14 protein-coding genes are annotated in these 13274 nt (G+C 55.0%); 7 read left to right on the top strand and 7 right to left on the bottom strand.

The window, feature by feature from the left end; genetic code table 11:
- Window positions 1-3 precede the first annotated feature (3 nt).
- Complete coding sequence (locus tag BVC71_RS06520) at window positions 4-555, bottom strand: sigma-70 family RNA polymerase sigma factor (RefSeq protein ID WP_338036459.1); 552 nt, start codon at window positions 553-555, stop codon at window positions 4-6.
- 207 nt (window positions 556-762) lie between these two features.
- On the opposite strand from BVC71_RS06520, the gene BVC71_RS06515 reads away from it, so the two are divergent.
- The 5 genes from BVC71_RS06515 (at window position 763) to BVC71_RS06495 (ending at window position 4520) form a co-directional block, all read left to right on the top strand.
- Window positions 763-2061 carry an NAD(P)/FAD-dependent oxidoreductase gene (locus BVC71_RS06515; RefSeq protein ID WP_086450850.1) on the top strand — a complete coding sequence of 433 codons (1299 nt, stop codon included), beginning with the start codon at window positions 763-765 and terminating at the stop codon, window positions 2059-2061.
- Window positions 2058-2828: a DUF1365 domain-containing protein gene (locus tag BVC71_RS06510; RefSeq protein WP_086450849.1), complete on the top strand. Its 771-nt coding sequence runs from the start codon at window positions 2058-2060 to the stop codon at window positions 2826-2828. The genes BVC71_RS06515 and BVC71_RS06510 overlap by 4 nt, the downstream gene beginning before the upstream one ends.
- A complete protein-coding gene (locus tag BVC71_RS06505) occupies window positions 2825-3421 on the top strand; it encodes a DUF3833 family protein (RefSeq protein ID WP_086450848.1) in 597 nt (198 codons plus the stop codon). The genes BVC71_RS06510 and BVC71_RS06505 overlap by 4 nt, the downstream gene beginning before the upstream one ends.
- The gene (locus BVC71_RS06500; RefSeq protein ID WP_086450847.1) at window positions 3388-4116 is read left to right on the top strand and encodes an SDR family NAD(P)-dependent oxidoreductase; all 729 of its coding nucleotides are present in this window, start codon (window positions 3388-3390) and stop codon (window positions 4114-4116) included. The genes BVC71_RS06505 and BVC71_RS06500 overlap by 34 nt, the downstream gene beginning before the upstream one ends.
- An 80-nt stretch (window positions 4117-4196) precedes the next feature.
- The gene (locus BVC71_RS06495; RefSeq protein WP_086450846.1) at window positions 4197-4520 is read left to right on the top strand and encodes a DUF3775 domain-containing protein; all 324 of its coding nucleotides are present in this window, start codon (window positions 4197-4199) and stop codon (window positions 4518-4520) included.
- Here the strand turns inward: BVC71_RS06495 and BVC71_RS06490 are convergent, their stop codons facing one another.
- On the bottom strand, window positions 4521-6647 hold the full coding sequence (locus BVC71_RS06490; protein ID WP_086450845.1) for a transglycosylase domain-containing protein: 2127 nt from the start codon (window positions 6645-6647) through the stop codon (window positions 4521-4523).
- Window positions 6648-6906: 259 nt separating this feature from the next.
- Here BVC71_RS06490 and BVC71_RS06485 point away from each other — a divergent pair, with 259 nt between their 5' ends.
- Entirely contained in the window at window positions 6907-7245 is a 339-nt protein-coding gene (locus tag BVC71_RS06485) for a P-II family nitrogen regulator (protein ID WP_086450844.1), read from the top strand.
- A 21-nt stretch (window positions 7246-7266) separates the two neighbouring features.
- On the top strand, window positions 7267-8592 hold the full coding sequence (locus BVC71_RS06480) for an ammonium transporter (RefSeq protein ID WP_086450843.1): 1326 nt from the start codon (window positions 7267-7269) through the stop codon (window positions 8590-8592).
- Window positions 8593-8732: 140 nt separating this feature from the next.
- Here the strand turns inward: BVC71_RS06480 and BVC71_RS06475 are convergent, their stop codons facing one another.
- From BVC71_RS06475 to dapA, 5 genes are all read right to left on the bottom strand, one after another.
- Window positions 8733-9917 carry an amino acid aminotransferase gene (locus tag BVC71_RS06475; RefSeq protein ID WP_086451249.1) on the bottom strand — a complete coding sequence of 395 codons (1185 nt, stop codon included), beginning with the start codon at window positions 9915-9917 and terminating at the stop codon, window positions 8733-8735.
- Window positions 9917-10783, bottom strand: coding sequence for a 3-mercaptopyruvate sulfurtransferase (gene sseA, locus BVC71_RS06470; RefSeq protein WP_086450842.1), 867 nt, complete (start codon window positions 10781-10783; stop codon window positions 9917-9919). Before sseA ends, BVC71_RS06475 begins: the two co-directional genes overlap by 1 nt.
- Before the next feature lie 114 nt (window positions 10784-10897).
- Window positions 10898-11374 carry an SsrA-binding protein SmpB gene (smpB, locus tag BVC71_RS06465; RefSeq protein WP_086450841.1) on the bottom strand — a complete coding sequence of 159 codons (477 nt, stop codon included), beginning with the start codon at window positions 11372-11374 and terminating at the stop codon, window positions 10898-10900.
- A gap of 45 nt (window positions 11375-11419) precedes the next feature.
- Entirely contained in the window at window positions 11420-12316 is an 897-nt protein-coding gene (locus BVC71_RS06460; RefSeq protein ID WP_276267706.1) for a DMT family transporter, read from the bottom strand.
- Window positions 12313-13185, bottom strand: a complete 873-nt coding sequence (gene dapA, locus BVC71_RS06455; RefSeq protein ID WP_086450840.1) for a 4-hydroxy-tetrahydrodipicolinate synthase — start codon at window positions 13183-13185, stop codon at window positions 12313-12315. Before dapA ends, BVC71_RS06460 begins: the two co-directional genes overlap by 4 nt.
- Window positions 13186-13274: the final 89 nt, after the last annotated feature.

Raw genomic sequence — 13274 nt, 5'->3', positions numbered from 1 at the left:
TCGTCACCTCATCGAATGGCGCAAGCGATCTAGCGCCAAACGTATACGGGATTTGATGGTGCCCAATGGCAGGCCGGTTTGTTCAGCGATCTCAGAGTGGCTTAGATCGCCAAAATAGGCCCTTTCTATCAATTCCCTTTGTTTTTCAGGTAGGGCTGCAATGGCTTCGCCCAATTTTTCAGTTTCTTGGCTAAGGGCGATGACGTCCTCTTGATCAGGTTCGGCATCGGGTCCCCAAGGCAAATCTTCGGGTTCGGGGCGTCGGGCGCGGCGGATCATGTCAATCTGCCGGTTCCGCGCGATTGTAAAAATCCATGTCGCCGCGCTGGCGCGCGATGGATCAAACAGGGCCGCTTTGCGCCAGACGGTGGCTAACACCTCTTGGGCGCATTCTTCGGCCATGTCGTCTGCAGCGCCACTGCGGATCAAGAAACCTTTGATCCGCGGTGCGAAATGCGCAAACAGGCGTGCGAAGGCCGCTTGGTCCTGTTTGTCACGGATCGCAAAGATTTCTTCGATCCATGCAATGCGCTGCGATGTGTCTGTATTGGGCACGCGCGACGGCTTTCTTTTGGTTCGTACGTTATGGTTCTGCCCCTGACCATAATGGTCAACGGGGACAGGTCCATCCTGAATCTGGGTTTCTGACTGCACAAACATACCAAAGATACGGAAAGCTAGTCGAAACGGATTAAAAATAATCTATGTTTAATCCGATGGGTGGGTTCATGCGTAACCTGTTCGATATATTGGAGAAACCGCATGCCGTTCGAAGCTCAGCCCACCTCACCCCGGAAAATCGCTGTTATTGGCGGTGGTATCACCGGCATGGGTGCGGCGTACAAGTTAAGTGGCACTGATCACGTCACCTTGTTCGAAGCCGAGCCGCGGATCGGCGGCCACGCTCGTACGCGGATGGCGGGGCCAAATGGTGATCAATCGGTGGATACGGGGTTCATCGTGTTCAACTACGCGAACTACCCCCATCTGACGGCGCTGTTCGATGAATTAGACGTGCCTGTGGTCAAATCCAATATGAGCTTTGGTGCGTCGATCAATGGCGGCGGGTTCGAATACGGACTACGGACGCTATCGTCGTTGTTTGCGCAGCCAAAGCACGCGATCAGCCCCAGATTTCTGCGCATGGTGCGTGATATTTTCAAATTCAATTCTGACGCTTTGGAATTGTCGCGCCGCAACACCAGCATGACCATCGGTGAAATGCTGACAGCTTTGGGGACATCGGATTGGTTCCGTGAACGGTATCTTTTGCCGCTGTCGGGTGCGATTTGGTCTACGCCATTGGAAAAAATCATGGATTTCCCAGCATATGCCATGATGCAGTTTTTCGAAAACCACGCCCTGCTGAGCCACACAGGACAGCATCAGTGGTATACGGTCGAAGGTGGTTCCATTTCTTATGTCTCGCGTCTGCAATCGGCATTGGAAAAGGCGAATGTGTCGCTGCGTGTTTCTAGCCCAATCGATGCGGTTCGTCGTAACGCCTCTGGGGCTATGGTCAAAACGGCTGACGCAGATTGGGAACAATTCGACGAAGTGATTTTCGCCACGCATTCGGATGACAGTTTGCGCATGATCGAAGATGCCGAAGACTACGAACGTAGCGCATTATCCAAAGTCGCTTATCAGCCCAATAAAATCGTTCTGCATTCTGATGACACAGTCATGCCAAAGCGCCGCGCGGTTTGGAGTTCGTGGAACTACACAGAGATGAATGGACGGCTGGATGGTCCAATCGATCTAACCTACTGGATGAATTCGCTTCAGCCTTGGCTTACCCGCGATAATTTCTTTGTCACGTTGAATACAAATCGCAGCATTCGACCTGAATTGATTTGGGACGAGGTGACACTGCGCCACCCTGTTTACGACTTGGGGGCGCTAGAGGCGCAAAAAGAAGTCACTACGTTTAATGGCCGTAAAAATACATGGTTCTGCGGCGCGTGGATGAAAAATGGCTTCCACGAAGATGGCTTATCCAGCGCGCTGGACGTGGTGAATGGATTGCAGGCCGAAAAACTCAGCGTCGCAGCCCAATGACAGCCGTCGAACACGTATCAGGCGAAACATTCCATGGCAGGCGGGGCGCGATCCGTAACGCGTTTCGCTATTCGGTCGACTATGTGATGCTGGATTTAGAATCCGATGACCGGGGGCCGATTGGTTTTGGGAAAAATCGGTTGGGCCTGTGGTCAGTGCGGGATCGCGATTGTGGCGGTCCACCGAACCAAGGCCGCGGCGCCGCATGGGCGCGCGAGGTATTGGATCGTTTTCAATTGCAATGCGATGGGAATATCAGGTTTCTGACCCAACCGCGTGTCGCGGGTTACGTGTTCAATCCGGTCAGTTTTTGGCTGTGCCACGATATTTCGGGCCAACTGCGAGTCGTCATTGCAGAGGTCACCAACACTTTTGGCGATCGTCACTGCTATATTTGTCATAACCCCGACATGGAGCCGATTTCCCGTGACCGCTGGATCACCGCGCGCAAGGTTATGCATGTATCGCCGTTTCAGCCGTTAGAGGGCGAATATAAATTTCGGTTCGATATCGGGTACAACAAGATCGAGATCGTCATTGATTTTCTACGCGATGGTGGCGGCGTTGTGGCGACGCTGCGCGGTGACCGAAAACCGTTGAAAACATCTGCGATGATCGTAGCGTCCGTGCGGCGCCCTTTCGCGTCCTTGCGGGTAATGGGTTTGATCCATTGGCAAGCGTTCAGACTATGGCGCAAGGGCGCGCCCTATCGAACGCGGCCTGAACCCCCTCAACATCATGTCAGTGCACAAGAGGCAACAAGATGACCTTTCTGTATGGAATTTTGTGCGGCATCCTGATCGTGGCTGCCGCGCTTTGGGTGTTTTCCCGCTTTGCTGGGTTTCGGGCCCAGAAAATCAGTGACTACAAAAGCGCGGATCGGCCGATTGATATTCGCAAAGAGTTTAATGGCCATCTGGTTTGTGAAGGCGTCATTTACGGGCCTTTGGGCCGTGTCACATCGCGTTTTGTTGCCGATATGCATGCTGAATGGGATGGCAATCGCGGCGTGATGAAGGAATATTTCACCTACGCCAGCGGTGAAAATCAGGCGCGTGAATGGACGTTCACCGTTGATGATGATGGGCGGATTAAAGCCGATGCACCAGATTTAGTGGGCACAGGGAACGGTCAGCAATCTGGATCGGCAGTGGTTTTGAACTACAATATTAAACTAACAGAAAACGCCGGGGGGCATGTCTTATCCGTGACGGATTGGATGTATGCGGCCCCGAACGGAGTATTGGTAAACCGGTCGCAGTTCCGCAAATTCGGCATCAAAGTCGCCGAACTGGTCGCGACAATGCGACCGGCAGAGGAAAGAAAATGCGAGACTGGAACGGCAAGCGCTATTGGTTAATTGGCGCAAGCGAAGGATTGGGTCGGGCTCTGGCGCAGGTCATGAGCTCGGCTGGGGTCGAGGTGATTTTATCTGCACGTGATGCAGATCGACTGACAGATCTATCAAACGAATTGATCGGCAAAAGCCGTGTAGTGCCGCTGGATGTGACCGATGCTGATGCTGTCAAACAGGCGGCAAAAGATATCGGGCCGATTGACGGTATGGTGTATTTGGCGGGCGTCTATTGGCCCATGTCCGCCAAAGAATGGGATGCTGATCAGGCAACCGCTATGGCCGATATTAATTTTACGGGTGCAATGCGTGCGGTTGGTGCTGTCATTCCTGACATGGTCGCCAAAGGCGCAGGTCATATTGTGCTAACCGGATCGCTGTCAGGGTTTCGCGGTTTGCCAGGAGCCATCGGTTACGGCGCGTCTAAGGCTGGCGTGATGTATCTTGCGGAAAGCATGTACGCGGATCTTCGTGGGTCAGGCGTTGATGTGCAGCTGGTCAATCCGGGGTTCATCAAAACCCGTCTGACTGACAAAAACGATTTCAAGATGCCGTTTATCAAAGAACCCAAGGACGCGGCGCAGGATTATTTCGAACATATGAATTCGGACGGATTTGCCCATAACTTTCCTCGTGGATTTGGGGCGATGTTCCGTTTGTCACAGTTCTTACCTGATTGGCTGTATTACAGACTGTTCTGATTTGCGTTGAATCAAGGCGGGGCAACATTGCCCCGTTCAAACTGTTTCCATCCTTTCATGCGAATAGGGGAAACGAACCAATGCACATTACATCCGACAAAGTGGCCGAAGTAATCATTCTGGCCCGTGAATTAGACCGCGCCGAAGCCGAATTCGACGGTTTCATCAGGCGTTTGAATATCGAGGAACAAGCCGCTTTGGTTGCGCTGTTCTGGGTCGGGCGCGGCAGTTTTGATGCGGCCGACTATGACGAAGCCTTTGCAACCGCACAGGCCGAAGCCACAGCCCCAACCGAAAGCTATCTAAAAGGTTCGCCGCATTTGGCAGATCATTTAGAAAGCGGGCTTGAGGCTATGGGCATTAGCGCGACCGATGCCGAAGATGATCTGTTGCCGCCTGTGTGATTATTGGTTTTGCAATTCCCGCAAGATCAATTCGATCAACCCCTGCGCCTGATCGTCAGTCATAACAGGAGTTGAAGGTTCGCCTTGGGGCGCATCCATTGGAAGCGGGCTGGGCACCATACCGTCTAGGACACGTGTCATGACTTCGTGCCAGATTTCGGCAGGCAGGCCACCACCAGTGACCCCTGTCAGCGGGGTGTTGTTATCATATCCCATCCAAACGCCAGTCACATAGTCACCTGTAAAAGCAATGAACCATGCGTCACGGGCGCTTTGTGTCGTGCCGGATTTGCCTGCGATTTGCCAACCGTCAATCTTGGCCCGCTGGCCTGTGCCTTGTTCAATGACCTGATGCATCATCCACGTCAGTGTCCGTGCGTTTTCTTCGCGGATGACGCGTTCACCGATGCCGCCGCCTGATCCCATAAGAGGCACCGCAGCATTTCGGCGAAGGCTTAGCTGTTCCATGCCATAGGGTGTTACGGACGATCCGCCATTCAAAATGCCCGCAAAAGCGCCGGTCATTTCGATCAGTGTAGATTCAGATACCCCCAGCGCCAGCGCGGGGCCGTTGGCCAAATCGTTTGAAAACCCAAAACCGCGCGCAACGGTTTGCACTGCCTCGCGGCCCACACTTTCCGATAGCATAATCGCAGGGATATTGCGGCTTTCTTGCAAAGCTTGGGTGAGTGTGATCGGACCTTTGAATTCGCGGTCATAGTTGCGCGGGCACCATTCACCGGATCCGGGGACATTCAGACACAGCGGATCATCATTGATGATGTCCAACGGACCGTGCCCCATTTCTAGTGCGGCCGAAAAAATGAACGGTTTGAACAGCGACCCTGTTTGGCGCAACGCTTGGGTCGCGCGGTTAAACTGACCGCCGATGGACGTTTGTCGCCCGCCTACCATCGCACGGACTGCGCCATCTGCGGACATAACAACAATGGCGGCTTGCGCTTCTGAACCTTCGCGGACCTTGTTTTCGAATACCCAGTCCAAAGCCTCTTCTGCGGCTGTTTGAATGCGTGGTTCGAAAGTGGTGCGGATAATCACGTCTTCGGTCGTGTCTTCGGTGAAATAGGATGGACCGGTGTCCATGACCCAATCTGCAAAATAACCGCCCGCGCGAGTTTGGGCCGCTTCGGATAGCTGTGCTGGGTTGGTCAGCGCGTCTTGGGCCTGCGCGGCGGTGATATATCCTTGGTCCTCCATCAATCCGACGACGACGCTGGCCCGATCCCAGCTGCGTTGCAGGTTGCTGGTCGGCGCATAAGACGACGGCGCCTTCAACAGGCCGGCCAATAGTGCGGCTTGAGCCGGAGTGACGCCCGCTGCTGATACGCCGAAATAACGCTGTGCGGCGGCCTCGAAACCACGGGTGCCAGCGCCCAGATAGGCGCGGTTCAGGTATATCGTTAGGATCTCATCCTTGGTGTAACGAACTTCCATCGCCATGGCGTAGATCGCTTCGGTCACTTTGCGCCAAAGGGTGGTTTGGCGACAATCGGCCTCATAGGCGGTTTCGGTTGCCCAGATGTCAGGGTCATAGGGTTGCCCCTGACACAATAGTTTTGCGGTCTGTTGGGTGATGGTGGATCCGCCCGCGCCAGATAGCGCACCGTTCCCAGCGGCCAAATTGTTACGAACCGCGCCCGCGATACCGCGAGGTGAGATGCCAAAGTGACGATAGAATCGTTTGTCTTCGGTTGCGATGACCGCGTTTTTCAAATGTTCGGATACCGAGGAGGCGGTGATCATCCCCGCAAATTGGTCACCGCGCCATGCAAATTGTTCACCATTCACGTCCAGCATGGTGACAGATCCGCGCGCGCGTCCGTCGATCAGGTCGGATGCAGGGGGCAGGGACGACGATTTGAAAAGAACAGCGCCAGCAATGATCAGGCTGATGATAACGCCCCCAGCAATGCCGATTTTTAAAACAAAGCTGATAAAGAACCAGATTATTGCCCGCAGCCAGCCGAGTGGACCGCGCCGTTTCGGCTTTTTGGTAGCGGTCTTGCGCTTTCTGGGTGCGGGTTTTGGTGTCGGTTTTGCATCCCGCCGCGTCGCATAGCGATTCTCGGCCACCAAAGTGGGGCGTTTTTGTCCCTTACCGCTCATTATCTGCTCTTTCTTATGTGCGTTTTTGGGGATTCTATCCCCGTGCGGTTGAAATGTTGAGCCGCTAGAAACCCTTTGTTAAGTTTTTTATCTGCTTAAAAAATGAACACATCGATTAAAATGTATAATTTTTAGGCGAAACACGTGGCCCTGACAGGCGAAAATCCGCCATTTGCTTGAGGAATGGGCACCTAACACGCTCAGTAGCGGGGCGAGATCCCAGATGGGGTCAGTCGATTAATATCGCAAGGGGAAGAACGTGAAACTGATCATTGCTACTATCAAGCCGTTCAAGCTGGAGGAGGTTCGCGAAGCTGTAACCGCCGCTGGCGTTCGCGGCATGATGGTGACCGAAATCAAGGGCTTTGGCTCTCAGTCCGGTCACACAGAAATCTACCGTGGTGCTGAATACGCTGTGAACTTTGTTCCAAAGGTCAAACTAGAGATCGTCGTGCCTGATAACATGGCCGACCAGATCGTTTCGACCATCGCAGCTACCGCCAAAACCGAAAAAATCGGCGACGGTAAAATCTTTGTTCTCGACGTTGAGGGCGCCGTTCGCGTGCGCACCGGCGAAACTAACGACGACGCCCTATAAGGCGACGACAGGGGAATTTCCATGAAACTTACTAAACTCCTCCCTGCTGCTGCAGCGCTGACCGCGCTTCCAGCGATGGGCTTTGCCCAAGAAGCTGGCGTTGATGCGGCTTCGGACACTATTTTCATTTTTAACTCGCTATTGTTCCTGATCGGTGGCTTCCTGGTATTCTGGATGGCAGCTGGTTTTGCGATGCTAGAAGCTGGCTTGGTTCGCACCAAAAACGTTGCGATGCAGCTGACTAAAAACGTCGCTCTGTTTTCGCTGGCAGCGATTTTCTACTACCTGATCGGTTACAACCTGATGTACCCACTGGGCACATGGTCGGTTGACGGCGTTCTGTCCGGCGTTTGGGGCGTAGGCGTTCTGGAAGCTGTTGGCGTTGCTCGTGATGGCGCTGATGACTACGGCTATGCAGCGACCGCATCCGACTTCTTCTTCCAGCTGATGTTCTGTGCAACCACTGCATCGATCGTTTCGGGTACTCTGGCTGAGCGTATCAAACTGTGGCCATTCCTGGCATTTACCGTAGTTCTGACTGCTGTGATCTACCCTCTGCAAGCTTCGTGGAAATGGGGCGGCGGTTTCTTGGACGCAGCTGGTTTCTTGGACTTCGCTGGTTCGACCGTTGTACACTCGGTAGGTGGCTGGGCTGCTTTGGCTGGTCTGCTGGTACTGGGTCCACGTATCGGTAAATACAAAGACGGCCGCGTAAACCCAATCCCAGGTTCGAACCTGACTCTGGCAACTCTGGGTACATTCATCCTGTGGCTGGGTTGGTTCGGCTTCAACGGCGCATCGCAGCTGGCAATGGGCACCGTAGGTGACGTAGCTGACGTATCGCGTATCTTTGCGAACACCAACACTGCAGCAGCAGGCGGCGCAATCGCAGCAATGATCATGACCCAACTTCTGTACAAAAAGGTCGACCTGACCATGGTACTGAACGGCGCACTGGCTGGTCTGGTTTCGATCACTGCAGAGCCTCTGACCCCAACTCTGGGTGCAGCAACCATCATCGGCGCTATCGGCGGTATCCTGGTTGTGATCACTGTTCCTCTGCTGGACAAACTGAAACTGGACGACGTTGTCGGCGCTATCCCAGTTCACCTGGTTTGCGGCATCTGGGGCACCATCGCAGTTGTATTTACCAACGGTGACGCATCGCTGGGCACTCAGCTGTACTCCATCGTTGTTGTCGGTATCTTCACCTTCGTTGTGTCGCTGGTCGTATGGTTCATCCTGAAGGCCCTGGTTGGCATCCGCGTATCCGAAGAAGACGAAATCAACGGTCTGGATAAAGCAGAGCTGGGTATGGAAGCTTACCCAGAATTCTCGAAAGGCTAATATCCTTTCATCGGAATTTAGACCCGGGCGTTCGCGCCCGGGTTTTTTTATGTCTGTTGTTAAAATGAAAACGCCCGCAGCAAATGCTGCGGGCGTTTGTTGTTTATGTTTCGCGCGGGCGTTGCCCGCGGGCGCGTCAATTATACGCCAGCGTCTACGATCGCTTTGGCCAGCAGAGGAACGGTTTTGTCGTTCAGGCCTGCGATGTTCAGGCGGCTGTCGCTGACCATGTAGATGGCGCTGTCCGCGCGCATCTTTTCAACCTTTTCGGCGGTGGTACCGATCTGGCTGAACATGCCGCGGTGTTCTGCTAGGAAATTGAAACGATCCGAGTTGGTCAGGCGTTTCAATTCGTCCGCTAGCTGCTGACGCAGGTTCAGCATCGAAAGACGGGTTTCTTCCAGCTCCTCTTCCCACATTTTGCGTAGCTCAGCATCGTTCAGGATGGTCGCTACGATGCGGGCGCCGTGGTCTGGCGGGAACGAGTAGTTCTGGCGGTTCAGGAACTGCAGCATGCCCTGGGACAGTTTCGCAGTTTTTTCATCGCCCGCGATGGCCATCAGGATGCCGGTGCGTTCGCGGTAGATGCCAAAGTTTTTCGAACAGGACGCCGCGATCAGGCATTCACCAACCGAACCAGCAACCAGACGGGTTGCCGCTGCGTCTGCGTCCAGACCGTCACCGAAACCTTGGTAGGCGATGTCGATCAGTGGGATCGCGCCTTTTTCGTTGATCAGGGCAACGACCTCTTTCCACTGGTCCAGTGTCAGGTTTGCGCCTGTTGGGTTGTGGCAGCAGCCGTGCAGCAGAACAACGTCACCGGCAGCAACATTTGCCAGATCAGCCATCATACCTGCGAAATCAACGTCGCGGGTTGCGGTGTCGAAATAGCTGTACGCTTTGTGCTTCATGCCCAGATAGTTCAGGATCGACACGTGGTTTGGCCATGTTGGGTTCGAAACCCAGACGGTCGCGTCTGGCGATGTGCGCTGGATCAGTTCCATCGCCTGACGAATAGCGCCTGTACCGCCCGGAGTGGTCACAGCGCCGATGCGTGCGCGATCAACAGCGCCGTTCAGCACCAGATCGATCATGCCTTCGATGTACTGAGGTTCGCCAGCCAGCGATGTGTACGCCTTGGAGGTTTGGGCTTCCCAGATCTTTTGTTCGGCAGCTTTGACCGCTTTCATCACCGGAGTGACGCCTTCAGCGTTTTTATAGACGCCAACGCCCAAGTCGACTTTGTTGTCGCGTGGGTCTTCGCGGTAGGCCTGCATCAGGGCAAGGATTTTATCGGCGGGTTGTTCGGTAAGATGCTCGAGCATCATTCATCTCCGGTTGCGATAGGAAGGTCGGCAAACATGCCCCATTCGGACCATGAGCCATCGTATAGCGCGTGATCGGTCTTGCCCATGCGTTCAAGGGCAAGGCACAAAACCGCTGCGGTCACGCCAGATCCGCAGGTTGTGATTACGGGTTTCGACAGATCAACGCCTGCGGCGGTAAACACGCTGCGCAGGTCGTCTGCGGATTTCATCGTGCCGTCTGCGTTCAGAACGGTCGAGAAGGGGACGTTTTTCGCACCCGGAATATGGCCTGCGCGCAGGCCTTCGCGGGGTTCAGGGGCGTCGCCGCGGAACCGTTCGGCGGTGCGGGCATCCACGATGTCGTAATCGCGCAGTTTCGACGCGCGGGCGACCTCGGTCACGTCTTTGACCATGTGGTGTCGCACGTCGGCCAGCATGTGGCGGTCGCGGATCACGGGGTCTGCATCCGTGGTCGGGCGGCCTTCGGCGGTCCATTTCGGCAGGCCACCATCTAGAACAGCGATCTGATCGTGACCAAATACCTTGAACATCCACCAAACGCGGGCGGCGGAAAACAGGCCTTTGGAATCGTAGACAACGATCTGGTGGCCATCGCCAACGCCCAAGGCGCGCACGCGCGATAGGAATTTTTCAACTGGCGGCAGCATATGCGGCAGGTCCGACCGCAGATCGGCAACTTCGTCGATATCGAAAAAACGTGCGCCAGGGATGTGGTTCGCGGCGAAATCCGCGCGTGGATCACGGTTTTCGGTCGGCAGGAACCAGCTGGCATCCAGAATGCGCAGGTCAGCATCTTTTAGATGGGCCGCAAGCCATTCGGTCGAAACCAAGGTGCGCGGATCATCCTGAGTGGTCTGGGTCATTCGCGTGCCCTTTCGGATGATAGTAGCAATCCGAACCCCACTAGCGCGGGTAATAATATGAGGCAAGAGGCGCGACCGCCTTTGCACTAAAAACCAGCGTGAATTGGTTGGAATTTATCCGCGATCGCGCAGCAGACGCTGTTTTTGACGGTTCCAATCGCGTTTCGCGCTATCGGCCCGTTTGTCGTGGTTCTTTTTACCTTTGGCGACGCCGATCTTTAGCTTAATCAAACCGCGGTCGTTGAAATACATCACCAGCGGCACGATGGTCATGCCTTCGCGTTTGGTGGCATTCCACAAGCGAGACAATTCGCGTTTCGAACACAATAGTTTGCGTTTGCGGCGTTCTTCGTGGCCCCAGGTTTTGGCTTGGGCGTAAGGCGCGATATAGGCGTTCGTTAGCCATAGTTCACCATCATCGACCGAGGCATAGCTTTCGGCGATGTTCGACTGCCCGTTGCGCAGCGATTTCACTTCGGACCCCATGAGGACGATGCCGACCTCTAGGTCGGATTCGATCGCATAATCAAACCGCGCGCGGCGGTTTTCTGCGATGACCTTGTAATTGGTGTTTTCTTTTTTCTTGGCCATAGTTCAACCCAGATAGGGCTTTGCCGCAGTGGGGGCAAGGGGCGGTTAGGTCTGTTGCCGCTGCCGTCTGCGGATCATGGTGAAAATGCCGCTTCCCACGACAATCACGCTGCCGATGATGGTGGGCAGATCGATGGGTTCGCCGAACATGATCAGAACCAGTATCGCGCCGATGATCAGACGGGTATACCGCCACGGCGTGACCGCGCCCACGTCGCCCGTGCGCATTGCGACGGTCAGCGCGAAATATCCAGTGATCCCGCCCATGGCTGCGATTGTGATATAGGTCATCGCCGCGCCTGAAATCTGGGTGAACCCGCCCTGTAGGCCCCAGATGATCAAACCCGCCAATGTGAACATTGTGTATCCGATGAACCCCAATTGCCAGTTTGACAGGCGGGCAGGGGAAGCGCGGGTTGCCAGATCACGGCCCGCAAAACCGATCATGCCCAGAACCGCCAGAATGGTCAGGAAATCGAATTGCGCCCCCCAAGGTCGCAGGATCAGCATCACGCCAAAGAAACCCAATACGACCGCGGCCCATTGGCGCGGTCCGACCTTTTCGCCCAGAAATAGCGCTGCGCCCGCCACAACGACCAGCGGGGTCGCCTGTAAAATAGCGGTCGCCGTGATCAGCGGGGCAAGGATGAACGCCAGCGTATAACTAAGCCGCCCCATGATTTCGAACCCGCCACGGATCAGCAGAGGTTTGGACAGTAATTCAGCGGGGAATAGCGGCTGACGGCGAAATGCGGTCATAGCGCCGAAAAACACCATGCCGCTGGCGGCGACCATGACGATTAGTTGCCCGTGCGGGATCTGGCGGTCGGTCAGAGTGGCGTATTTGATAAATGAATCTTCGATGGCGAAACCCGCCATCGAAAGGATCATGAACAGAGACCCGATCAGGTTTTCCCGACCGGTCGCCGGGGTGCGGCTCAATTCAGTAGGCCAGCGTGCACCATGGCCGCGCGAATGCGTTCTTTGGTGCTGTCTTCTAGTGGGGTCAGTGGCGAACGGACTTCGTCAGAACATAGACCCAGCAGCGACATACCGTATTTCGCGCCTGCAACGCCTGGTTCGATAAACACAGCGTCGTGCAGGGGCATCAGGCGATCCTGATATTCCAGTGCGGTTTTGTAATCGCCGCGCAGGGTTGCCTCTTGGAATTCGGAACACAGTTTCGGCGCGATATTCGCGGTGACCGAAATGCAGCCCAGACCGCCGTGTGCGTTGAAACCCAATGCGGTGGCGTCTTCGCCCGATAGCTGGATGAAATCGTGGCCACAGGTGATGCGGCATTTAGGAACGCGGGACAAATCGCCAGTCGCGTCTTTCACTGCGATCATCTCTGGCAGTTTTGCCAGATGGCCCATGGTTTCTGGGGTCATGTCCACGACCGAACGACCAGGGATGTTGTAGATCACAATCGGCAGGCCAATTTTTGCGGTCGCTTCGAAATGGGCGATCAAACCTTTTTGGGTCGGTTTGTTGTAATACGGGGTCACGACCAGCGCGGCGTCGGCACCAGCTTTTTTTGCGGCTTCGACCAGACGGACGGATTCAATAGTGTTGTTTGAACCTGCGCCCGCAACAACAGGAATACGGCCCGCAACCTGTTTGACTACGGTTTCAACAACCAGATCGTGTTCTTCGTGGCTCAGCGTTGGGCTTTCGCCAGTGGTGCCAACAGGGACCAGACCGTGCGACCCTTGGTCGATGTGCCACTCGACCAGCTTTTTCAGCGCGTCCAGATCCACTTGGCCGTCTTTGAACGGCGTTACCAATGCTGGCATCGATCCTTTGAGCATGACACGCTTTCCTTGTGCTAAGGGCCGTGAATCGGCCCGTGTTAAAACGCGCGGAACCTAGACGGGTTTCCGCCGCTTGCCAAGTTTGT

It is taken from the genome of Marivivens niveibacter, from assembly GCF_002150005.2.
Classification (GTDB): Bacteria; Pseudomonadota; Alphaproteobacteria; order Rhodobacterales; family Rhodobacteraceae; genus Marivivens; species Marivivens niveibacter.
The sequence above is the reverse complement of the archived record's forward strand: the minus strand, read 5'-3'. Positions and strand labels throughout refer to the sequence as shown.

Coding starts and splice junctions, on each gene's coding strand:
- BVC71_RS06515 (WP_086450850.1), top strand. CDS start 763: ATGCCGTTCGAAGCTCAGCCCACCTCACCCCGGAAAATCGCTGTTATT.
- BVC71_RS06510 (WP_086450849.1), top strand. CDS start 2,058: ATGACAGCCGTCGAACACGTATCAGGCGAAACATTCCATGGCAGGCGG.
- BVC71_RS06505 (WP_086450848.1), top strand. CDS start 2,825: ATGACCTTTCTGTATGGAATTTTGTGCGGCATCCTGATCGTGGCTGCC.
- BVC71_RS06500 (WP_086450847.1), top strand. CDS start 3,388: ATGCGAGACTGGAACGGCAAGCGCTATTGGTTAATTGGCGCAAGCGAA.
- BVC71_RS06495 (WP_086450846.1), top strand. CDS start 4,197: ATGCACATTACATCCGACAAAGTGGCCGAAGTAATCATTCTGGCCCGT.
- BVC71_RS06490 (WP_086450845.1), bottom strand. CDS start 6,647: ATGAGCGGTAAGGGACAAAAACGCCCCACTTTGGTGGCCGAGAATCGC.
- BVC71_RS06480 (WP_086450843.1), top strand. CDS start 7,267: ATGAAACTTACTAAACTCCTCCCTGCTGCTGCAGCGCTGACCGCGCTT.
- BVC71_RS06475 (WP_086451249.1), bottom strand. CDS start 9,917: ATGCTCGAGCATCTTACCGAACAACCCGCCGATAAAATCCTTGCCCTG.
- sseA (WP_086450842.1), bottom strand. CDS start 10,783: ATGACCCAGACCACTCAGGATGATCCGCGCACCTTGGTTTCGACCGAA.
- smpB (WP_086450841.1), bottom strand. CDS start 11,374: ATGGCCAAGAAAAAAGAAAACACCAATTACAAGGTCATCGCAGAAAAC.
- dapA (WP_086450840.1), bottom strand. CDS start 13,185: ATGCTCAAAGGATCGATGCCAGCATTGGTAACGCCGTTCAAAGACGGC.